This window comes from Myroides sp. 1354 (genome assembly GCF_030324495.1).
Classification (GTDB): Bacteria; Bacteroidota; Bacteroidia; order Flavobacteriales; family Flavobacteriaceae; genus Flavobacterium.
The window spans coordinates 141,757-163,890 of sequence record NZ_JACAGN010000006.1 but is presented as its reverse complement, the minus strand read 5'-3'; the positions used below and the strand labels follow the sequence as shown (position 1 = coordinate 163,890).

Genomic DNA, 22,134 nt, shown 5'->3' with positions numbered 1-22,134 from the left:
AAAAGATGTAGTTCACTTGTCTGTAATGAACAAAAATACTGAAAATAATGGGAGAGTGTTTTTGTTTTTTTGTGCTTTTGTGCTTTTGTGAGTTTGAGTTTGTCTTCAGTGATTCTATTTTTTGTCTGCATTTGACACTCCAGTATCAAAACATCTATTCCATATTCGCAACAAATAGAGTCTTTCTCTTATTAAGCTACTGGATATCATAATCTTTGTAAAACCTATATTGTCCTACTGTATCTTTTCTATAAACAGAAAAACGATAGGTATTGCTTTTTTTTGAAATAGAATCTCCTTTTACTAAATTCTGATTATTAGGAAGTGTAAGTACAATGTTATTTGGGAGAAGATAATCATAACTTCGTCCTCCCGTCCAATTACTTCTTTTTTGAATGATATATGAATTAATCGCTTCTTTTCTAAAGGTAGTTCTTTCCCAATAACTCTTTCTTTCACAAAAAACAATCAATCCAATCATGAAAAGGATAAAAAATATTGCTCCTGCTTTTTTTATATTTCTCATAGTACAAACCTTAACCGAAACACTTATAAATCAAACGATCCGTATCGGAAATAAACGCCTTCCGTATTCTTTTTATAAATAGTAAACAACGCAGTATTTTCCGTTTTAACAAGAGAATCTCCCACATTTATATTCCAATGATCTACTGGCGTGCAATTGATTTCTAAACCACTTTCTAAATAATAGGTTATGGTTCGTTTTTGCCAATCGTTAGAATCTATTATTTTTTCATTTATTGCTCTTTCATAAAACTCCATTCTTTTTCTTTTACCCGTAATATGAAAATAAAAAAAGACTCCAAAAATCAAGAGTAAAGGATAGAGTCTCCAACTATGTTTAAATTTCATCTTGACCATTTTACGAAGACTGAGGCAATGCCTTACTCTTTCTATTAGACTAATCATTAATCAAAGAAAAATCCTCTTCTAACTTAATACTATTTTCCCTATTCATTTCAACATAATTCAACAAAAGTTGAAAATTACTGAGTGTACCTCTATACTTATTATCAATAGAATAATTACCGAAATTATCAATACAAATGATTTTATCTTTTAATTCAATTCGATATCGTACATCCATACCATAATCATCTCCAGATTCTCCTTCAATCATCGGATTACTCAACAATTCATCTATAAAACTTTGCTTCTGTATTTTGAAATAGGAGGTAATAAACCCTAACTCATTCATAAAATTATTACAACTAACCGCTCGATCTGTATTAACCTGAAATCTCACAAAATATAAAGTGCCATAATCAACTTGTTCTATCGAAGATGCTTTATATTCTTTTGATTTTTTGCAGCTGAACAAACAACTAAAGGTAAGGACAATTAAAATTATTTTTTTTATATATTCCAGCATCTTATCAATTTAAAAATAAAAGTGAATACTTGTTTTGTGTATTAAAGCTAATTCAAACATTTGAAGAATATTTGTTGGAGCGATTTGATTTGTTTTTAATTCATTCCACACATGTTCTATTACCTGAAGATCCATAATATGTTCATCTTCAAAATCATCAATATTGCTTCCTGTTATTCGATTAATAGCAGTAAAAACATCATCATTCCACAACTCTTCGAACTCTTCTTTTGTTAATTCAAGCTCAATCAATTGCTCAGATGCAGCGTAATCATAATTTAAAGCATCTTGTGCTGCTTGATCTTTTGGTACGGTGATTACTTTTGGCATATTAAAGTTGTAAATGATAAACCTCTAGTTCTTCTGTCTTTCTTCCTCTTAATTTTTAAGCAGTAAAATAGGATAATTATATCTCGTGCATTTTTGCAAAAGCGACTGAGCCTCTTGCGGGTTATTGAACGTGGCCCAACCCGTCTCCTGATTTTGTATGCCTATACTATTTGGTGTGATTGCTACTGCAAACTCTAACACAACACGACCATTAGCACATAAAACTATTTTGTTCTGAACAGTCGCAACATCCGTATCAGTGTAGGTGAGTTTTTCACTTAAAAAGTTAGAAATAATCGCTTGATCCGATATTTTCAAAATAGGATTGCTCTTAAATCCTTGTTTTACGAACGTATTATCCTCTTGGTTTAGTATCAAATAAATCGTAAAATCCATATTTTCGCTCGGTTGTACTAAATCATTCAGCATAAACATTTCTCCTTTTTCCTTCTTCAACTGTTTACTAGCTAAAGGAAATTGAGTTGGCTTCGTATAATCAAGTACAATTGGGTGTATTGAAAAATAAACCAAACAAGATAAAAAAACAAAACCAATTATTTTCCACTTTGTTCTCATATTCCAAAATACTAGCATTTTACTTTGCATCAAAATCCAATCTAAAGAAAACAACCTTTAGATTTTTACTTTCATCTATTTTGCGTTGTTTTTTAGGTAATAACGTATAATATCCTTGAATTGAATTGACTCCTTGATCTTGGGGAGTAATTCGAACATTGTAAAAATCATCCCCATAGGAAAATATACTATCCTTAGTAAAGGATTTGAAATCACAATAATCAGCATGATACACAGGATTATTAAATAAACACAAATACATAGTTCCTTCATATCGTGTCTTATCGTAATTGACCTTTAGTTCTAACTCAAACGCTTTTTTTCGTCTAATATCAATTGAATCATAGACAAATTCATGCCAAAAACCGCTGTCTAATTGGGGTTCATTGTTATAAAAATGCTTAATGGTATTCATGTGATGGAGTCCACCACAATAGGTGATATAATTCACTATACTATCTACACTTTGATTTTTATTTTCAAAATACCAATCGCCAATCCTCTTAAATTTATACGTCCAACCTCGATCAACTTCCCCACTGTTATACGCGATCACCGTATAAACTGAATCTGACTTTTCCCTAAAAAAATAGCGTTTTAATTGTAGTTCACTAGTATGTTTAACTTCTATCGACCTGAAACTATAATTTTTATCTACCTTGTTAAATCCCGTCACTACGCTTTCATTACAAGCGGTTAAAAACAAAATTACTAGCCCAACAAAGCAAATAGGAATGAATTGCTTTACCCTTGTATTATTTGATTTTTTACACTTCATTCTTGTTGTAGAAAAAATTTAATAGTCGCTAATTTTCGCCTACAAGATAGTCAAATTAAGTATTTGTGATCCTTTTATATCGAATCAATTAAAAACATACTTCAGTGGGAGTTGCAAGGCGTTCGTCCTATATAAATAGAGACTTAGCTCTATTTAATGCTCTTTGATCAAACAAACTACGAGTTTCTTCCTTCCTAACTTCTTACTAAAACCTTTACTCCCCTCCTTTCTAACTCAATCGAATATTGCACAACTACACAAAAAAAAGCTAGGTTTCCCTAGCTTTACTTTATCTTGTTTTCAACCATCCCGTAATACTATAACGAGGTTTATGAACGGTTCGAACTTCGTGTTCGATGGATTTGCTGTCAAAAATCACCAATCGCCCAGGAAGTGCATACACAATTTCCTCTCGTTCATTTCCTTCTTCATCGGGTAAGAACAACACTAGTTCTCCCCCATTGGCTGGTGTCCAATCCTTCTCATTTAAATAAAGTACGACAGACAATGTACGACGCGTATCTTTGTGAAAAACATCCAAGTGACGCTGGTAACCTGTTCCTACAGGATAATTCGCATAGTGAAATTCTCCCTCTTTGATTCCCAAGAAACAAGTGCGGTTGACATAAGCAATAAATTCATTCATCTTTTGGAAGTACATTGCCTCGACCTCATCAGGTGTTTGCTCGTTCAACCACAGAATAAAATCCCCTCTCACCTCTTCTACTATTTGTTCCTCACTTGCTTGTCCTATTGCTGCTTTTTTAAACACTTGCAAATCTTGTTTCATAAAAAAGTTTGCGCGCAACAGGTCGATTTCCTTTTCTGTGAAAAAACAATCAACCACGGAGTAACCACGATTCACTAAATCGTGTATTATTAACTCATAAAATGAATTTACTTCAAAGTCACTCATATATCATTAGATAAAAACTAAGCAAAAATAATTTACAAGACAAAAAAAATAATGCGAATAGGGTACTTTTTTTCTATCTTTATTGCGTTAATTTTTTCTTAATAAAAAAGAGTTTACTTTGGCTTAAGTACAAAAAAAACACGCCTAACTTGCGTGTTTTCTTTATTTTACTGGTTGTACCTTCTTATTTTACAATATAATTCTCGTTGGGTAATACCAAAGCAGGAAGTTCTAATCCTGAAATTTCGGACAAGGAATAGGCGATATTGCTGCACATTTGATCCAAGGCTAAATCGTTTTCTTCTTCACCAAAAGGCTCTGCAATTTCAGCGACAACTGCATCCAAGGCAATAAACGTATACGCGACAAAAGTCACAAAAAACGGCATGGTCCATACAATCAAATCGATTAAACCAAAAGGAAGGAGAAAGCTATACACATAAACAGTACGATGTAAAATGACAAAGTAAACAAATGGAATTTTAGTGTGTACGATGCGTTCACAAGCCCCTAATACCATGGACAATTGCTCTATATTTTGGTCAATTCTCGCTTGAGTGATGGTATCTATACGTCCTGCTTGTTGCTGTTCATTCACCCATTTAGTCAATTCACTCAACAAGAAAGCGGGTTTAAAACGCTTGGTCAACATTTCCTGATACATGTCTTCCGTTAGATACGAGCGAACGATAGCTAAATCCGTTTTATTTCTCAATTGTTTATTTAAGGCATAACAAAACGCAATAATCAATTGGATTCCCTTTTGCTTCTCTTTTAAAGTAAAAGTCTCATCTTCTTTAATGAAATGCAAAAGCTGAAAAGCTAAAGAGCGACTGTGGATAACCAAACTCCCCCATTGTTTTCGTCCTTCCCAATAGCGATCGTAAGCTGCACTATTGCAAAAACCTAAGAAAATAGCCAAGGAAATTCCAACTAAGGCAAAGGCTCCCACATTTAAAGGTATAATAACATCCGGAAAAAAGTAGTGACTCCAATAGACCAACCAAGAAAAAAGAAAGATGGCGAGTAAGGTAGGGGCAATCTTCTTCAACACAGATCCTTTCCAAATAAAAAGCATTTGAACAATATGCTTTTTGTCTCTAACTATCATATGCTATAGAATTTATATGTTACAAAATTACTAGATAACAATGGAATAAAAATCATTTTCAACGTTTAATTCGGTATCATGCTGTTTTTTTGTTTTTTTGTGAAGTTGCTCTTTGTGAAGTTGCATTTTCGTTAGATAATCGATTAAAGAATATATATATTTAATAGGTTAGGAAGATTAGATGGTTTAACCAATTAAGCAAATCCTTTTTGGTACAGTTTGTGTAGATAATAAGCGAGTACTCATCAAAAAGAAGTACTTTTACTTTTTATATTATTCATTTTCTAAACAGAACTCGAAATGCAAGAAAAACAAGAAAAGCCTATTTCACTAACACAATCGTTAATCCCTGTCGTATTACTCGTTGTATTATTGGCTATCAATGTTTTTGTATTCCGGGATGATGCCTTGTCGGGCACCAATCAGTTTATTTTACTTTTAGGAGGTGCTATTGCTATTATAGTAGGCATGTACAATCGCGTTTCTTACGACAAAATACTGCAACAGATTGTCAATAATGTGCGCGATACCTCCAATGCCATTTACATTTTACTCCTTGTAGGAGCTTTATCCGGTACTTGGTTGTTGAGTGGTATTATACCGAGTATGATTTACTATGGTTTAGAGATTTTACATCCATCCATTTACTTGCCTGCTTGTGTGATTATTACGTCGATTATATCCATTGCTACAGGTAGTTCATGGACGACCTCCGCCACTGTTGGTATTGCCCTTGTGGGCATTGGTAATGCTTTGGGTATGCCCTTGGGAGTCATCGGTGGAGCTGTCGTTTCAGGTGCCTATTTTGGAGATAAGCTATCACCTTTATCCGATACAACGAATTTAGCCCCTGTTATGGCGGGAACCGATTTATTTACCCACATTCGCTATATGTTGTACACCACAGTACCTACCTATGTTGTCACCTTAATTTTGTTTATCATTTTAGGATTCATTTACGGTGCAGAAGGTCAGGTGAACACAACCGAAACCCTAGAAGCGATTCGCGCGACCTTTCATATTACACCTCTACTTTTTATTGTGCCCATATTGGTAATTGTATTGATTGTAAAAAAAGTACAACCCATCGCAGCCTTGCTAATTGGAACCCTATTGGGTGCTGTGTTTGCCTTAATTTTTCAACCCAATATTGTAGTGGCTGTTGCAGGAGGGGAAGAATTTAATTTCTATAATGCCTATAAAGGAACAATGTTAGCCTTAACCACAGATATTCGCATTTTATCGCCTTTAGAAAGCCTAAACGGATTATTTGAAGCAGGTGGAATGGCTAGTATGCTCAATACTGTTTGGTTAATATTATGTGCCATGTTTTTCGGTGGAACGATGGAAGCTATTGGAGCACTACAGAAAATATCCACTGCTTTATTGTCGATTGCCAGTAGCTTATTCGGTTTATTCGCAAGTACGGTAGCCAGTTGTTTAGCTGTTAATATTACCACTTCAGATCAATATTTATCGATTGTGGTACCTGGAAAAATGTTTGCAGAAGCCTATAAACAAAAAGGACTTGCACCTGAAAATTTAAGTAGAACGCTTGAAGATTCAGGAACCGTAACCTCTGTATTAATTCCGTGGAATACTTGTGGAGCTTATCACGCAGGTGTACTCGGCATTCCAACCTTGACCTATTTACCCTATGCCTTTTTTAATTATCTCAGTCCATTTGTAACTTTATTGTACGCTGCTTTTGATATTAAAATTAGAAGGATTATTAAAGGTTGATTGTTGAGGATTGGTTGCATTTTTGTTTTTTCACTGTTAACTGATAACCGATAACCGATAACTGATTACGGCTAACAAGTTTAGATTTTATAACAAATCCTTCACACTAAAGTTCGTTTTTTATTCGTATATTTAGTTTTGTCGAAATTTATTTTACAGTTCAGTATACAGTAAAAAAAACACTTCTCATCACTATAAATAAAACTTATAGTAAAATAAAAAACAATAATCAAAAATAATAGTACAAACCACTTTTGTGGGCTACTTTTGTACTAGAAATAAGAAATAAAAAACAAATATTAACTTTTAAAAAATAAACATTATGTCTTTAGTAGGTAAAAAGTTTCCAAACATTACAGTAGATGCAATTTCAGAAATGGGTGATAATTTAAGAATCAACATTTTCGAAGAAGCGACAAAAAATAACAAAAAAGTATTATTATTCTGGTATCCAAAAGACTTCACTTTCGTATGTCCTACAGAATTACATGCTTTCCAAGAAGCTCTTCCTGAATTTGAAAAAAGAAATACAATGGTAATTGGAGCGTCTTGCGATACAAACGAAGTACATTTTGCTTGGTTAAACACAGCAAAAGACAACGGAGGTATTGAAGGAGTTACTTACCCAATCATCGCTGATACACAAAGAAACTTATCTTCTGTATTAGGAATCTTAGACGTAGAGAGCGAAGTATACAACGAAGAGTTGGATTCAGTTCAAATCGAAGGATCAAACGTAACATACAGAGCTACTTATTTAATTGATGAAACAGGAAAAATTTTCCACGAGTCAGTAAACGATATGCCATTAGGAAGAAATGTAAACGAATATGTACGTTTAATTGATGCTTACACTCACGTTCAAACACATGGTGAAGTATGTCCAGCAAACTGGGAAGAAGGAAAAGATGCAATGAATGCTGACAGAAAAGGTGTTGCTGATTACTTAAGCAAACACTAAGAAGTACTAACGTAAAAAAACTTAAAAAATGCTTTTAGAATTAGATCAAGATAACTTACAAGAAATTGTAGGTCAAAATGAAAAAGTAGTTGTTCAATTTTCAGCTACATGGTGTGGTAATTGTAGAATTATGAAACCGAAGTTTAAAAAGCTTTCTACAGAAAAAGAGAACATTACATTTGTAATTGCAGATGCTGAGAAGTTCCCTGAATCTAGAAAATTAGCGGACGTAAGTAATCTACCAACATTTGCTACTTTCGTAAATGGAAAATTAGTAAACCAAACGCAAACGAATAAAACAGAAGTTTTACACGAATTAGTTGGTGAAATCGCTTAATCCTAAAAACGACTAGCATGAAATTACCTGTAATTAAACATTTGACTCAATTTATTGAGCAAAATGACCAAGATTATATCATTGAAACCCTAGAAGTATTGGAAAACCTTACGGAAGTTCCCTCATTAAAAGACGAAGAATTAGACGTAATTGGCGAATTAATTTCCAATATGTACGGTGCACTAGAAGTTCAAAAATTAATGAAAGAAGGTGCTACGCAAAAAGAAGCTTTAAACAGTTTTATGCAACGCGTACTTGGGTCAATCGACAAATAATATTAAAAACTGCGAAACAATGTTTCGCAGTTTTTTTTTATCTCTATTTTATTATCCCCTTTCTTATTTCCTACTACCTTAGTACAAAGGGCAAACAGTTAATTCTTTACAGAAAACCATCACTTCTTATTCTAGATTAAGTAACTTTTTTTAATCTCCCCCTACCTTTGTACAACAATAAAACAAGATTCAACCATGAAAATTACAGCCTTTGCCGCAACGAATAGCACCCAATCCATTAACCTAGAATTGGTAAAAAGCGCTTTACATACTTTACAAGAACACGAGATACAAGTATTAGATCTCAACGATTACGAAATGCCCATTTATTCTCCAGAGCGAAATCAAGAGGGTATTCCTGCAAAAGCTCTCGCTTTTAACCAACTATTAAAAGAGAGCGATGCTTTAATTATTGGATTAGCCGAACACAACGGAACCTTTAGTACAGCTTTCAAAAATATTTTTGACTGGGGGTCCCGTGCCGATAAAGCTTTATTTCAACAAAAACCCATGTTCTTGCTTTCTACTTCACCTGGACCTAGAGGAGGACAATTTGTAATGGAATCAGCCAAAACAATATTCCCTTTCTTCGGAGGAAATATTCAATCTCATTTCTCATTACCGAGTTTTCAAGAGAATTTTAAAGATGGAAACATCATCAATGATACACTACAACAGGAATTTGAAAATCGCTTAAACGAATTCAAATCCATCCTTCACCAAAACTAAAAAGGGGCTGAGTTATATTCAGCCCTTTCTTTATTTCCAAACAAAAGAAAGAGTCTGATTTTCAATTGTAATTCGCTCTTACATATTGTACCTTTGCACTCGTTTTGATTACCCATTCAAACCAAACAGTGTATCTCCATTAGACTGTAAATCCGATTTCAACCATGAGCAATAATGCCTTTGTACAACTACTCAAGCAAGAAGGTAAAAATTTATTCCAACTCAAACACAGTGATCGTTTGTGGCATATTCCCTTTATGGCCATGTTTGCGATTGGAGTTCCCTTATTAGTGGGGTGGTACTTTAACAATCTACAAGCCGGTTTATTGGCTTGTTTAGCAGGTTTAGTTATCCTATATCTCCCTTCCAATTTACCGACACCTCAACGTATGTTTATCATGTTAGTCTGTTCGTTTGGCTTTATGTTTTCCTACGTTGTCGGAGTGATTTTTAGTTTTAATTTTATTGTATCTGCTCTAGTTTTTGGATTATTCGCCACAGCAATGCATTGGTTGTCCCTCTATTTTTCTATGCCACCTCCAGGAAGTTTTTTCTTCATCATGATTGCTTCCATGGCCAGTAACACCCCTTTTGATTTTAATACAATAGCCACCCGCATTGGATACTTTGTATTAGGAACTATTTTTGCTTGTACCCTAGCCTTAATTTACAGTTTTATTGTTGGACGCAAATACATCTCTAAAACGCCTGTACGCATTATTCAACCTGTACCTCTAAAAACACAAGTAGATTATTTGATTCGCTCCCTTATTGTAGGAGCTTTTATGACTTTATCTTTATTAATCGGTAATCTATTGCATTTCAATAATCCCTATTGGATTCCCATTTCATGTTTGGCTATTATGCAGGGAATTTCCGTATACCACGTTTGGCAAAGAGCCTTACATCGCATTGCAGGTACTTTTATCGGCATTGGTGTATGTTGGGTACTCATTTCAATTTCACAAAATCCGCTCTATTTGTGTATTTGTATTATGCTTTTGCAATTTATCATTGAAATCTTTATCTCGCGCAATTATGCCATTGCAGTCGTTTTTATTACCGCTTTAACCGTTCTATTAGCGGAAGCAGGTAGTTCGTTGATTCACTCACCAAATGCTTTAATTCAAGCGCGTTTAATCGATATTGTCATCGGAAGTTTGCTCGGAGGAATTGGCGGTTGGCTCTTGCATCACGAATATTTACGCCATCATGCTGTGGATCAAATTAGAAGTACGCGTATTGGAATCAAAAGAAGACGAAAAAAAGCGTAATTTGCGTTGCTATTTTTGCCTTAAGCAACTAAATATGAAGAAAAAAAATGCGGTTATCGTTTGCACTTGTCTGCCTAAACACATAGCAGCAATTACTTTATATCCCTTTATTATTTACAAAGAAGCTTCTTTTGCCAAGGATCCTATCCTCGTCAATCACGAACGCATCCATCTAAAACAACAGCTCGAATTACTTATTTTACCCTTCTACCTTTGGTATGGTATCGAATTTCTTGTTCGCTTACTTTTCTTACAAGACAAAAGAAAAGCGTATCGTGCAATTTCATTTGAAAAAGAAGCTTATGCGAATGAAGCGAATCTCTTGTATGTGAAACAGCGTAAAGCCTATTCATTTTTAAAGTATCTATTTAAAAACCCCTAAAACGAAAACCATTTTTTGTTCGTAAAAAACCAAAAATATAAATTTATTTCTTTCACAAAAAACTCATATACAACGAAATAAAACTAATCCAACAATCTACCTTTTACACTGAATTTATTTTTTATTCTTAATTTGTTTTTCATTTCATTTATATTTTTAACTTTGCTTTTCAAAGTACTTTACAAATGAGCACAAAAGCAATTGAAGATTTACAACAAATCAAGGCAATCATGGAGCGCTCCACTAAATTTTTAAGTTTAAGTGGCTGGAGTGGCATATGGGTAGGGATATGTGGTTTATTGGCTAGTGGTATTTTATATAGTTGGAAAATGAATTTCAATTATACCGAAGATTCTAATTACAATGCTTTTAACCTTTTAGCTTTAGCACTAGTAACTTTAGTTCTTGCACTGAGTGGAGGGCTTTATTTTACCATCCAAAAGACAAAAAAACAAGGAGCTCCTTTTTTTAATAAAGTAACCAAGCGATTATTACTTCGCTTTTCCTTTCCACTAGTAATTGGCGGTATTTTGTGTATTATTCTCTACACTAAATTTTTATTGCCTCTAACGTTACCATCAACCCTCTTGTTCTACGGCCTTGCTCTCTATACGATTCAAGAAGATACGGTAAAAGAGATTAAAACCCTGGCTTTACTAGAAATACTACTTGGCTTATTGGCTTTCTGCTTTGTTGATTACAGTCTATTGTTTTGGGCGTTAGGCTTTGGTGTTATTCACATTCTTTATGGTATTATCCTTTGGAACAAATACGATAAAGAACTAAAGTAGTCTTGGATGAAATTTGATATTGAAAAATTAAATAAAGTATTCGATAATCGTATTCGCGTTGGAATCATGAGCGGACTTATGGTGAATGAAACCTTGTCTTTCAAAGATTTAAAAGAATTTTTAGATTTAACGGATGGCAACTTGGCTTCTCATTTAAAAAATTTAGAAGACAGTCAATATATTACTGTACATAAAGGATTTATTGGTCGTAAAACAAATACGGTTTACAGCGCTACGGTAGAGGGTAAATTAGCCTTCAAACAACACCTTGCCTATTTAGAAAATTTAATCAAAACATTAAAATAATTTTTTTTAACCTTTCACTTTGAAAAACAAAGTACTTTTTAAAATATAATAACATGGAAAAAGAAACAAAAAAACACCTTTTTAAAGGGATTGCTATTGCAGCGTTATCTTTGGGATTACTAATCTTAATCCCAATTATTGGTTCTATTATTTCAGAACGCACCCGCTTTCAAACAGAAGTTATTCAGGAAGTATCTGAAAAATGGGGTGCCCAACAAACACTTTATGGTCCATTTTTACTCATTGAATACCGAACGCCGACCTTAGGGGATCATCAAGAAACGCTTTATCAACGCAAACAAGCAATCTTCTCTCCCACCCAACAAACCATAACAGGTAATGTGGCGACTACAACGAAAAAAAGAAGTTTATATCATGTTACTTTATTCAATACAGATTTATTAATTGACGCTCAATTTGATCCTCAGGAAAAACTATTGGCTTCACTAAATATTAATGACGAAGCTTTTGTTATCAGTAAAAAAATCATCTATGGTATTTCTGATACAAAGGGACTTTCAGAAGAATTATCCTTAGCTGATGCACCAAATAAAACCTTTGCTTTAGATGACAATTCGATTCTTTATACAATTCCATTTCTGAGCATTGAATACAGCAAAGAAGAGCAAACACCAACGAGAATCAAACTTCCCTTAAAGCTCAAAGGCTCAGCGAATTTAAAATTCTTAGCGAATGCCACAAATACCAAAGTGAACTTAAGCAGTGATTATCACGATTTGAAATACGTTGGAAATTACCTTCCAGACCAAGCTGATCAAAACCAGGAAGCCACATCAAGTGCTTGGAATATTTATCAACCTTTGCCAATCAATACAGCAAAAATTGACAGCGTAACGTTGGAAAACTATACCTTCGGAATTGAATTTTTAGAACTCAATGATTTCTATAGCAAAGTAGATCGCTCCATCAAGTATGCTTTATTATTTATAGGATTGACCTTTATTGTATTTTACTTTTTAGAGAACATTAAAAACCTAAAAATCAACTTGATTCAATATGCTTTAATTGGGTTTGCTATTTTCTTAAACTACATTTTATTACTTTCTTTTGCTGAATATGTAGGATTTACCCTTTCTTATGTGATTTCATCTAGTGCAACGATTTTTCTCATTGTCAGTTTTACTTGGAAAATTTCAAAAGATAAAAACAGCACCTCTACTATATTTGGTTTGTTATTCTTGTTATATGCTTTACTTTATTTCTTATTGGAATTAAAAGAAACCGCTTTACTTGTTGGAAGTATTAGTATATTCGTTATTCTAGCTGCCTTGATGCAGTTTTCCATCAAAATGACAGCATCAAACAAAGAAAATCAATAATCTAAAAACAGAAAGCCAGCGATTTAATGCTGGCTTTCTGTTTTTAGGTTATTTTTATTTATCACATTCTGTTGAACGTTTTACACTCAATCCTTTCGAAACGCTTCAATCTCCTCTACAGTACGAATCAATTCAGGTCCCAATTGACGGTACCCATTTTCTTTTATAAGGAAATTATCTTCAATTCGAATACCTCCAAAATCTTTGTATTGGTTTACTTTCTCATAATTAATAAAATCGGCATATTTCTTTTCTGCTTCCCAGCGCTCGATGAGTTCTGGAATAAAGTAAATACCTGGTTCGACAGTTAACACATGCCCTGTTTTTAGTGCTTTGCCCAATCGCAGTGATTTTAACCCAAACAATTGTGTTTCTTTGGGATCATTGGATGTATATCCCACATATTGTTCGCCTAAATCTTCCATATCGTGAACATCCAATCCCATCATATGACCAAGTCCACATTGAAAAAACATCGTATGCGCATGAGCAGCAACTGCATCTGCGGCATTTCCTTTCATCAATCCAAAGTCAATTAACCCTTGCGTCAATACTAATGCAGCGTGTAGATGTACGTCTTTAAACTTCACTCCTGCTTTCAATTGTTTTTTTGCTCCTTCAAAAGCAGCTAATACCACTTGATACAACTCGCGTTGTTCGGTTGTAAACTTTTGATCCACGGGAAAAGTTCTCGTCACATCTGAGGCATATCCCATTGGTGTTTCACAACCTGAATCATTCAATAGTAATTGTCCTGATTTCAGCGTATTCCCTTGGTAGTGATTGTGTAGAATACCTCCTTGAACGGTAACAATAGAAGGATAAGCCAAGGTACAATCCGCTTGAGCGGCAATTTGTTGAATAGCAGCAGCAATTTCATATTCTTTTACTCCTGGCTTTGCAAGTCGCATAGCAGCCAAATGCATTTTACATGAAATAGTCAATGCTTTTTCAATTTCGCTAATTTCTTGTTCTTCTTTGATTTCTCTTTGTGCGACAACCGCTTGAATCAAAGTAGTAGACGGTTGAATTTCAGCTATCGAAATTTGCAGTAATTCACTAAGTAAAATCTTATTCGCCGGTTGATAAGGAGGTAAATAGTGGATGGTGCGTTGCGTTTTTTTAGCGGCAGCAATATAGGTGGTTAATTCTGTATAGGGACGTGTTTCGGTTACTCCTGCTTTTTCCCCTTTCGCTTGCAATGTTTCTTGTCTTCCCATCCAAACCAAAGCATCCATGGAGAGTTCATCTCCAAAAATCAACGTTTTGTTCGCTTCTACATCAATAAGAGCAGCAATATGGGGTTGTTGAATACCAAAATAGTATAAAAACGTACTATCTTGTCGAAAACGATACGTATTATCTTCGAAGTTAATTGGACTCTCTCCATTGCTTAAAAACAAAAGAAGTCCTTGATTTGGCATCTGCTGAATCAATTGTGTTCTTCGTCTGAGGTAGGTTTGGGTACTAAACATGGTATATGATTTTGAAAAGGTAAGGTACTATTAATTTGACGATCTACTTTCTACTTATACATTAAAATCTTGCATGGCTGGCATATCAATTTCCTTTACGCAAGTGGCTTTACTCGTGTTTAAAATAAATCGAACCGCTGCTAATACGTCTGTGAGGGGGATTAATGCAGCTTCTGTTTCTTTGAGCACTTCTTCTACTGGAAAATCGCAATCATATTCCGTAGCCAAATACCCCAAATTGAGGATACTAATTCCAATTGCATGTTCACGTAAGCTTTCGCGTAAAGCGTGAACCATACCTCTTAACGCAAACTTAGACGCTGAAAAAGCGACTTCTTTTCCCTTGTGATTTTCCAATCCCCAAGTAGATCCGATTAAAATAATTTTGGCGTTTTCACTTCCTTTTAAATTTTTAATAAATGCCTGTAGGGCCAAGATGGAAGCTGTAATATTGGTTTGAATCATTTGCACAATTTCCCCTGCAGAAGATTGTTCAAAATCATAAGTATCAGTGAATGCGTCTTGTTCCCAAATTCCTACATTGTAAATCAAATAATCAAGTGGAATATCCCCCACTATGCCTTGAACAGCAGTCACTGCTTCTGTTGGTTTAGACAAATCGGCTTGAATCCACACCAAGTTATCTTTCGCATCTACTGGTTGTGATCGAGAAACCCCGAATACTACATCCTTTTCCTGAGGAATAGCTTGAGCAATTGCTTTTCCCAGTCCTTTACTAATTCCGTATATTAAATATTTTTTAGGCATCATTCATTATTTATACACAAAGCTAGAGGAGTTTTTAATACATTCCCATTTTTTAAGAAAAAATTAAACTATTCTCAATATATACATAAAAAATTACTTTTTTAATTATAAATAACCAAAATAATATTTAATAAGTGTATATTTACCCTAAAAATTTTAAGATGATACATCAATTTCTAAAAGTTACTCTACTTTTTGGTGCATTTTGTTTCGCTACAACGAGTTTTGCGCAAAACAAAATCGTGCTTAAAAATGTAGAAATTTTCAATGGAAAAGACAGCAAAACGAAAGTAGGTTCTATTGTAGTAGAGCAAAATAAAATTGTAAAAATTGTTACTGGAGAAATTGCAGCAACCGATTTGGAAAACGCACAAGTCATTGACGGAAAAGGAAAATTTGCAATGCCAGGTATGATTGACTCGCATTGGCATTCTTTTTTAGCAGCGAATTCCAACCAAGCGATTATGTTAGGCGATGAAAGTTTCTTGTTTATCAATGCGGCAAAAGAATCAGAAAACACCTTACAACGTGGTTTCACTACAGTTAGAGATTTAGGAGGTCATGTTATGGGAATTAAACAAGCGAATGATTACGGTATCAATAAAGGTCCGCGTATTTACCCTAGTGAAGCGATGATTTCGCAAACAGGGGGTCATGGAGATGCGAGTTTCCCTTGGTCCGAGCCTCGAATGGTTGACCATACCCCTCCTCGATTCCAAGTTTTGGGTGGAAGTATCATTGCAGACGGAGAACAAGAAGTTACGGTTGCAGCGAGAGAGCAATTGAGAAAAGGAGCTTCTCAGCTAAAAGTTATGGCCGGAGGCGGTGTTGCTACGATTTACGATCCACTAGATGCGACACAATATACAACGAAGGAAATCAAAGCAGCAGTAGATGCAGCGGAGAATTGGGGTACTTATGTAACAGTACATGCTTATACTCCAAAAGCAGTAAGACAAGCTGTAGATGCAGGAGTAAAATGTGTAGATCACGGTCATTTATTAGATGAAGCTACTGTAAAATTATTAGGTGAAAAAAATATTTGGTTGAGTATGCAACCTTTTGATTTAGATGCAAGTGCCTATACCAATCCAGAACAAGCAGCAAACAAAAGACTAGTGGGAACTGGAACAGAAAATGTATATACGTGGGCTAAAAAACACAATGTAAAACTAGCCTTCGGAACAGATTTAGTTGCTCCTCCTAAAAACCCATTGAGACAAAACGAATTAGTCGTAAATCTGAAACAATGGTTTAGCAATTTTGAAATTCTAAAAATGATTACGTATGACAATGCACAATTGTTAAAAATGAGCGGTCCGAGAAATCCTTACCCTAGCGATCTGGGAACCTTAACAGAAGGTGCTTATGCTGATATTCTGTTATTTGACCAAAGCCCATTAGAAAACATAGAAGTGATTGGAGATCCGAAAAACAATTTACTTTTGATTATCAAAGATGGTAAGCTTTACAAAGATTTATTGACAAAAAAATAAGTTTTCAACAGTAGGTTAGAATACTACATTTGAAAAACAGACTCAAAATAGTTTATAAAAAAAAGGATAAATATTCCATTTATCCTTTTTTTTATGCTCTTTTTACAACCTCTTTTTCTTTATAAGATACTCCATTGACGAACTATTCTTTGTCCGCATTTATATACCTCGATTTACTTAACTGATTAAATTCCAAAGTATAAAAATCTGCTTTACGCAACAATTCAAGTACTTGTTCAATATTGCTCAGCTCAACAGTCTCTTCGTAAAACACAAAATTATCCCCCCCTGTAAGCGCATCTACCTTCTTCTTATCTGATACGCCCAATCCAGCAAAGAAGAGCCATTTAGCTTTTTTGCCTTGCGATGCTCCTTTATACATGCTGTATTCGTTCTGATTTTCTTCATCTTCTGCGTATTTAACTGATTCAACCCAATGTTTCATATACTTGGTTTTCGCTTGATCAGCAACACATAAATCTTGGTGTTTACTCACGTAATTTTCAGGAAAGATCAGTCTTCCGATACCACTTAGTACAAAGCGACTATAGCCGATAGTCCAAAAGAATCGCTCCTCTAAGTCAGCATTGAGCAAAAAAATCTTTTCCGAAGTCATCGACATATCATAGGCTGTTCCCAAACCAGTAACGGCCGTTTTCCCACTAAAAACAACGCGTACTTCATCGAGGTAATTCCCTTCGCTTTTGGCAATATACTTGGGCATCATCAATAAGGTATAGAGTGCATTTTCTTCGAAAGAAGCCCTGTTATCATAGTGTCCAAAAGGTTGTCCTTCTTCATTTTTTTCGACTTTACTTCCGCCAAAACCAATGCGATCAATAGCAATAACATGAAACTTTTTATTGAGTTCTTCGTCCATAAAATACGGTAACAGACTGGCAACAGAAGCGCCATTCTCAGGAATTAATATAAGATATGGATTTCGAATCCCCCCCAAATAATCGTATCCTTCAACATAATTATATCGTTTATTACTCAAATAACCAATTTTAAATTTGTTGATTACTAACGTATCATAAATAGGAGCTCGCATTTTTTTTGCCTCAAAGAGCTGTTCTACCTTTTGAGGATTGTATTCCTCATACATCCAATCGTATTTACACCAAATAAACACATAGAACACCAACAATAGAGCGATGATTCCTATTCCTATTTTTTTTACCTGCATCGTTGTATTTTCTAATTTTAACATTTTTTGTAAAAGTACAAGTAAAAATATAAATCTTCCTAATTTCCATAAGCAAAACACCAAAACAAAAGGGCGGTTTACTTGGACATTTCACCTGCTATTCCTCCTTGCTTTCCGCTTGATTTCCTTCAATTTCCCTCCTTTTTTTTAAACATTTATACTTATATTTGTAGCTGTTTTTTAGTAAAAAATCAAGACTTTGACCTGAATGAAAAACATTGGTGTTAAGGAATTCTTGCCTCACTCTATTAAAAAGAGAGTTAACTGTTGAAAAACAAATTATTCGAGCGATTATCGCTAGGCAATTCGAAACTAATTTTAATCTCAAAACAAGCGTACAATGAATCAACTACAACACAGTATTGAAACGGCATGGAATGATCGTTCATTACTCCAAAATCAAGATACACAAAAGGCCATTCGCGAAGTAATCGAGGCAGTTGACCAAGGAAAATTACGCGTGGCAGAACCAACAGCAACGGGATGGCAAGTGAATGAATGGGTTAAAAAAGCGGTTGTTTTATACTTTCCTATTCAAAAGATGGAAACCTTTGAAGTTGGAATTTTCGAGTATCACGATAAAATGCCCTTAAAACAAAACTACGCTGCAAAAGGAATTCGCGTGGTACCGAATGCGGTTGCAAGACACGGAGCTTATATTTCATCAGGAGTAATTTTAATGCCATCCTATGTGAATATTGGCGCTTATGTAGATGAAGGAACGATGGTAGACACCTGGGCAACAGTTGGTTCTTGCGCACAAATTGGCAAACACGTACACCTTTCAGGAGGAGTTGGTATCGGAGGAGTTTTAGAGCCCTTACAAGCAGCTCCCGTTATTATAGAGGATCATGCTTTTATTGGTTCTCGTTGTATTGTTGTGGAAGGAGTTCGCGTAGGAAAAGAGGCGGTTTTAGGTGCTAATGTGGTGCTAACTGCTTCAACTAAAATCATTGATGTAACAGGAGACACTCCTGTAGAAATCAAAGGATATGTACCTGAGCGTTCTGTTGTTATCCCAGGATCCTATACCAAGCAATTTCCTGCAGGTGAATATCAAGTGCCTTGTGCCTTAATTATTGGAAAGCGAAAACCCTCTACCGATTTAAAAACATCGTTAAACGATGCTTTAAGAGAATACAATGTTGCGGTATAATCCTACACAACACAAATAATACAATTAGCACAGTTCAGGGGTGAACTGTGCTAATTTAGGTTTAAAATCACACGATTGCATTATGACTAAATTATTTTCTAAAAACATTCAAATTTTCACCTTGCGTTTCTTGCTAATTTTTGCTTTCTATCAATTGTGTAGATTTGGCTTCTATTGGTATAACGGTCACTTGTTAGACCCTTTTGACGCCAAGGTAATTTGGGGAGGTATTCGCTTTGACTTAGCGGCATTGGGTTTTATCAATCTCGTTTTTGCCCTTTTACATCTATGGCCAGGTAAGTTTCAAACGAAAAAAGGATATCAACAGTTTTTGTTCTACAGTTTTTATCTCGTCAATATTTTTATTCTATGCTTAAATTTTGTTGATTATGAATACTTTCGCTTTATTGGAAGAAGAAGTTCATACGCTTTTATCACCGCATCAGGTATGGAAAATGAATTGCCTGGTTTACTTAAGAATTTCATTGTAGACTATTGGTGGATCCCGCTCTTTATGTTGGGTTCTTTCTTCTTTTTTTGGCTGATATACAGAAAAATAGATTACAAAATATACGATTCTCGTTTTAACTTTCCACAAGCCATTGTAACCGTATTCACAGTGGGAATCTTACTCATTTTAGGGCGTGGGGGATTACAACCTAAGCCAATTCGCCTGGTTGATGCTGCTGGTTATGGAGGTTTAAAAAATACAGCCTTGGTGTTGAACACTCCTTTTTCCGTATTAAAAACAATGGGAAAAAAGGAAACATTGCCCGATTACAATTTTTTCAGTGAAGAGGAATTAGTTAAAATATTCAATCCGGTTCAAGTTTTCCAGTATGATTCGGTGAACAAAAAAAATGTGGTCTTGTTAATTGTTGAAAGTTTTGGGCGAGAGAATATGCATATTGGTTTAACTCCGTTTATGGATTCCTTGGCGGAAAACAGTTATTTCTTTGAGCATGGATTTGCCAATGGAAAAGTGTCTATTGACGCGGTTCCCTCTTCTATTTCCAGTATTCCAAGCTTAATGGATCGCACCTATATTACATCGAGTTATGCCTTAAACGACATTTATCCTCTACCGAAAATACTCAACGACAACGGCTACCACACAGCTTTTTTCCACGGTGCATTTAACGGAAGTCAAAACTTTGATCAATATGCGAATGTAGCTGGGTTTAAGGAATATTATGGGAAAAATGAATATGAAGGTCCAGAAGCTTTTGATGGGGCTTGGGGGATTTTTGACGAAGAATTTTTGCAGTTCTTTGCCCACAAGTTAGATGGATTCAAAGCACCTTTCTTCACTACTTTATTTACGATTTCTTCTCATAATCCTTATACAATTCCCGAAAAATACAAGGGTAAATTTCCAAAGGGAACAGCAGCAATACACGAATCTATTGCCTATGCTGATTATGCTTTGGAACAATTCTTTAAAACAGCCCAAACCAAAGCTTGGTATAAGAATACCCTTTTTATTGTTGTAGCGGATCACACCTCTTCTGATGGACAGTTGGAAAAATGGAAAACCAACGTAGGTAAATTCAGAATTCCCATTCTGTTCTTCGCTCCTGGTGATTCAAATTTGCCTGTAACTAAAGTTGAACGCAACTTCCAGCAAATTGATATTTTACCAAGTTTAATGGACTATTTACAGCTGAATACCCAAGTGGTTTCCTTTGGTAAATCGTACAAATCTAAGCAAGATTTTGCTATTAGTTATTTGAATACTATTTACAACTATGAAGAAGGTGATTACTACCTTGCCTTTGATGGTACGAAAAGTTTAGGTCTTTATAATTGGAAAATAGACCCTGAATTAAAAGACAATCTTTTGGGGAAAGATCCAACAAAAGTGAAAGAAATGGAACGCTTTTTAAAAGCTTATATTCAAACTTTTAATTCACGAGTAAAAAACAACCAACTAATTGTTAAGAAAAAGCTATAATTTTAGCATCTTTACAAAGCACAAAGAACAATTTAAATTGACCCGTCACAAAATATAATATACCATGGCCATCAGCGGATTAGTAATTACATTTAATGAAGAGAAAAATATAGGAAAATGCATCGATGCTTTATTTCAATATTGCGACGAAGTAATCATCATCGATTCTAATAGTACAGATCGTACAGTAGCTATTGCAGAAAGCAAAGGAGCCCAAGTTTATCTACAAGCTTTTTTAGGAGATGGGCCTCAACGCACCCATGGTTTGCAGTACTGTAAACACGATTGGATTATGAATTTAGATGCAGATGAGTTTTTAGATACTGACGCCCTTGCCTTTATTCAAAAGAGAGAATACGAAAACAGTCCTTACGATGGATTTAAATTTAGAGTAAAAAACTTTTTAGGAGATAAATTGATTAACTTTTCAGGATGGTATCCCGATTCAAAAGTTCGATTTTTCAATAAAAAAACAGCTGGACCTTCTGCAGATATTACGCATCAATATATTGTAACCACCAATGAGAAGAGTGTCAATGTGCACATCCTACATTACGGTTGGCAAAATTACAAGCAAGTTATTGATAAAAAGAATCAATATTCCACTTGGGCAGCCCAACAATTATTTGAAAAAGGAAAGAAAGTTTCTTCCTTTAAACCCGTTTTAAATGGTACTGTCGCCTTTGTGAGATGTTATTTTTTTAAAAAAGGGATATTAAATGGCATTGATGGCTTGGCTTTTGCAATAATACAATCATTCTTTTCGTTTATGAAATATGTAAAGCTTATTCGCTTACATAAATCAAAGAACTAAAAGGATATTTTTTCAAAAA

The 22,134-nt window shown here is 34.7% G+C and carries 25 protein-coding genes; 14 read left to right on the top strand and 11 right to left on the bottom strand.

Annotated features, from left to right (window positions below):
- Window positions 1–196: 196 nt before the first annotated feature.
- The 8 genes from HX004_RS08620 to HX004_RS08585 form a co-directional block, all read right to left on the bottom strand.
- Window positions 197–526, bottom strand: a complete 330-nt coding sequence (locus HX004_RS08620) for a hypothetical protein (protein WP_286442077.1) — start codon at window positions 524–526, stop codon at window positions 197–199.
- Between the two features lie 23 nt (window positions 527–549).
- Window positions 550–873, bottom strand: coding sequence for a hypothetical protein (locus tag HX004_RS08615; protein ID WP_286442076.1), 324 nt, complete (start codon window positions 871–873; stop codon window positions 550–552).
- A 49-nt stretch (window positions 874–922) separates the two neighbouring features.
- Window positions 923–1,393, bottom strand: coding sequence for a hypothetical protein (locus HX004_RS08610; RefSeq protein ID WP_286442075.1), 471 nt, complete (start codon window positions 1,391–1,393; stop codon window positions 923–925).
- Between the two features lie 9 nt (window positions 1,394–1,402).
- On the bottom strand, window positions 1,403–1,723 hold the full coding sequence (locus tag HX004_RS08605) for a hypothetical protein (RefSeq protein ID WP_286442074.1): 321 nt from the start codon (window positions 1,721–1,723) through the stop codon (window positions 1,403–1,405).
- Between the two features lie 48 nt (window positions 1,724–1,771).
- Window positions 1,772–2,299 carry a hypothetical protein gene (locus HX004_RS08600; protein ID WP_286442073.1) on the bottom strand — a complete coding sequence of 176 codons (528 nt, stop codon included), beginning with the start codon at window positions 2,297–2,299 and terminating at the stop codon, window positions 1,772–1,774.
- A 19-nt stretch (window positions 2,300–2,318) separates the two neighbouring features.
- Window positions 2,319–3,077: a hypothetical protein gene (locus HX004_RS08595; protein ID WP_286442072.1), complete on the bottom strand. Its 759-nt coding sequence runs from the start codon at window positions 3,075–3,077 to the stop codon at window positions 2,319–2,321.
- A gap of 289 nt (window positions 3,078–3,366) precedes the next feature.
- On the bottom strand, window positions 3,367–3,993 hold the full coding sequence (locus HX004_RS08590) for a 2OG-Fe(II) oxygenase (RefSeq protein ID WP_286442071.1): 627 nt from the start codon (window positions 3,991–3,993) through the stop codon (window positions 3,367–3,369).
- 184 nt (window positions 3,994–4,177) lie between these two features.
- A complete protein-coding gene (locus tag HX004_RS08585; RefSeq protein ID WP_286442070.1) occupies window positions 4,178–5,104 on the bottom strand; it encodes a bestrophin family protein in 927 nt (308 codons plus the stop codon).
- Window positions 5,105–5,404: 300 nt separating this feature from the next.
- On the opposite strand from HX004_RS08585, the gene nhaC reads away from it, so the two are divergent.
- The 10 genes from nhaC to creD all read left to right on the top strand — a co-directional run bounded on the left by nhaC (window position 5,405) and on the right by creD (window position 13,242).
- The gene (gene nhaC, locus HX004_RS08580; RefSeq protein ID WP_286442069.1) at window positions 5,405–6,847 is read left to right on the top strand and encodes a Na+/H+ antiporter NhaC; all 1,443 of its coding nucleotides are present in this window, start codon (window positions 5,405–5,407) and stop codon (window positions 6,845–6,847) included.
- A 322-nt stretch (window positions 6,848–7,169) separates the two neighbouring features.
- A complete protein-coding gene (locus HX004_RS08575) occupies window positions 7,170–7,808 on the top strand; it encodes a peroxiredoxin (protein ID WP_002985718.1) in 639 nt (212 codons plus the stop codon).
- A 28-nt stretch (window positions 7,809–7,836) separates the two neighbouring features.
- Window positions 7,837–8,145: a thioredoxin family protein gene (locus HX004_RS08570; RefSeq protein ID WP_060873367.1), complete on the top strand. Its 309-nt coding sequence runs from the start codon at window positions 7,837–7,839 to the stop codon at window positions 8,143–8,145.
- 17 nt (window positions 8,146–8,162) lie between these two features.
- Complete coding sequence (locus HX004_RS08565; RefSeq protein ID WP_002985723.1) at window positions 8,163–8,420, top strand: DUF6952 family protein; 258 nt, start codon at window positions 8,163–8,165, stop codon at window positions 8,418–8,420.
- A 195-nt stretch (window positions 8,421–8,615) separates the two neighbouring features.
- Window positions 8,616–9,149, top strand: a complete 534-nt coding sequence (locus HX004_RS08560) for an NADPH-dependent FMN reductase (RefSeq protein WP_286442068.1) — start codon at window positions 8,616–8,618, stop codon at window positions 9,147–9,149.
- A gap of 164 nt (window positions 9,150–9,313) precedes the next feature.
- Window positions 9,314–10,423 (top strand): FUSC family protein, encoded by a 1,110-nt coding sequence (locus tag HX004_RS08555; protein ID WP_286442067.1) that lies wholly within the window; start codon window positions 9,314–9,316, stop codon window positions 10,421–10,423.
- A 34-nt stretch (window positions 10,424–10,457) separates the two neighbouring features.
- Window positions 10,458–10,805 (top strand): hypothetical protein, encoded by a 348-nt coding sequence (locus tag HX004_RS08550; protein WP_286442066.1) that lies wholly within the window; start codon window positions 10,458–10,460, stop codon window positions 10,803–10,805.
- A 185-nt stretch (window positions 10,806–10,990) separates the two neighbouring features.
- Window positions 10,991–11,596 (top strand): hypothetical protein, encoded by a 606-nt coding sequence (locus HX004_RS08545; protein WP_286442065.1) that lies wholly within the window; start codon window positions 10,991–10,993, stop codon window positions 11,594–11,596.
- 6 nt (window positions 11,597–11,602) lie between these two features.
- Entirely contained in the window at window positions 11,603–11,902 is a 300-nt protein-coding gene (locus HX004_RS08540) for a winged helix-turn-helix domain-containing protein (RefSeq protein WP_158963091.1), read from the top strand.
- 53 nt (window positions 11,903–11,955) lie between these two features.
- The gene (creD, locus tag HX004_RS08535) at window positions 11,956–13,242 is read left to right on the top strand and encodes a cell envelope integrity protein CreD (RefSeq protein ID WP_286442064.1); all 1,287 of its coding nucleotides are present in this window, start codon (window positions 11,956–11,958) and stop codon (window positions 13,240–13,242) included.
- Between the two features lie 86 nt (window positions 13,243–13,328).
- Here the strand turns inward: creD and HX004_RS08530 are convergent, their stop codons facing one another.
- Complete coding sequence (locus HX004_RS08530) at window positions 13,329–14,717, bottom strand: aminopeptidase P family protein (protein ID WP_286442063.1); 1,389 nt, start codon at window positions 14,715–14,717, stop codon at window positions 13,329–13,331.
- A 54-nt stretch (window positions 14,718–14,771) separates the two neighbouring features.
- Complete coding sequence (locus HX004_RS08525) at window positions 14,772–15,485, bottom strand: SDR family oxidoreductase (RefSeq protein ID WP_286442062.1); 714 nt, start codon at window positions 15,483–15,485, stop codon at window positions 14,772–14,774.
- 161 nt (window positions 15,486–15,646) lie between these two features.
- On the opposite strand from HX004_RS08525, the gene HX004_RS08520 reads away from it, so the two are divergent.
- Complete coding sequence (locus HX004_RS08520; RefSeq protein ID WP_286442061.1) at window positions 15,647–16,981, top strand: metal-dependent hydrolase family protein; 1,335 nt, start codon at window positions 15,647–15,649, stop codon at window positions 16,979–16,981.
- A 142-nt stretch (window positions 16,982–17,123) separates the two neighbouring features.
- On the opposite strand, the gene HX004_RS08515 is transcribed toward HX004_RS08520, so the two are convergent.
- A complete protein-coding gene (locus HX004_RS08515; protein ID WP_286442060.1) occupies window positions 17,124–18,194 on the bottom strand; it encodes an alpha/beta fold hydrolase in 1,071 nt (356 codons plus the stop codon).
- A 337-nt stretch (window positions 18,195–18,531) separates the two neighbouring features.
- Between HX004_RS08515 and HX004_RS08510 the strand changes: the two genes are divergently transcribed.
- From HX004_RS08510 to HX004_RS08500, 3 genes are all read left to right on the top strand, one after another.
- Window positions 18,532–19,347 carry a 2,3,4,5-tetrahydropyridine-2,6-dicarboxylate N-succinyltransferase gene (locus tag HX004_RS08510; RefSeq protein WP_286442059.1) on the top strand — a complete coding sequence of 272 codons (816 nt, stop codon included), beginning with the start codon at window positions 18,532–18,534 and terminating at the stop codon, window positions 19,345–19,347.
- An 82-nt stretch (window positions 19,348–19,429) separates the two neighbouring features.
- Window positions 19,430–21,301 (top strand): LTA synthase family protein, encoded by a 1,872-nt coding sequence (locus HX004_RS08505; protein WP_286442058.1) that lies wholly within the window; start codon window positions 19,430–19,432, stop codon window positions 21,299–21,301.
- A 64-nt stretch (window positions 21,302–21,365) separates the two neighbouring features.
- Window positions 21,366–22,115, top strand: a complete 750-nt coding sequence (locus HX004_RS08500; RefSeq protein WP_286442056.1) for a glycosyltransferase family 2 protein — start codon at window positions 21,366–21,368, stop codon at window positions 22,113–22,115.
- Window positions 22,116–22,134 lie beyond the last annotated feature (19 nt).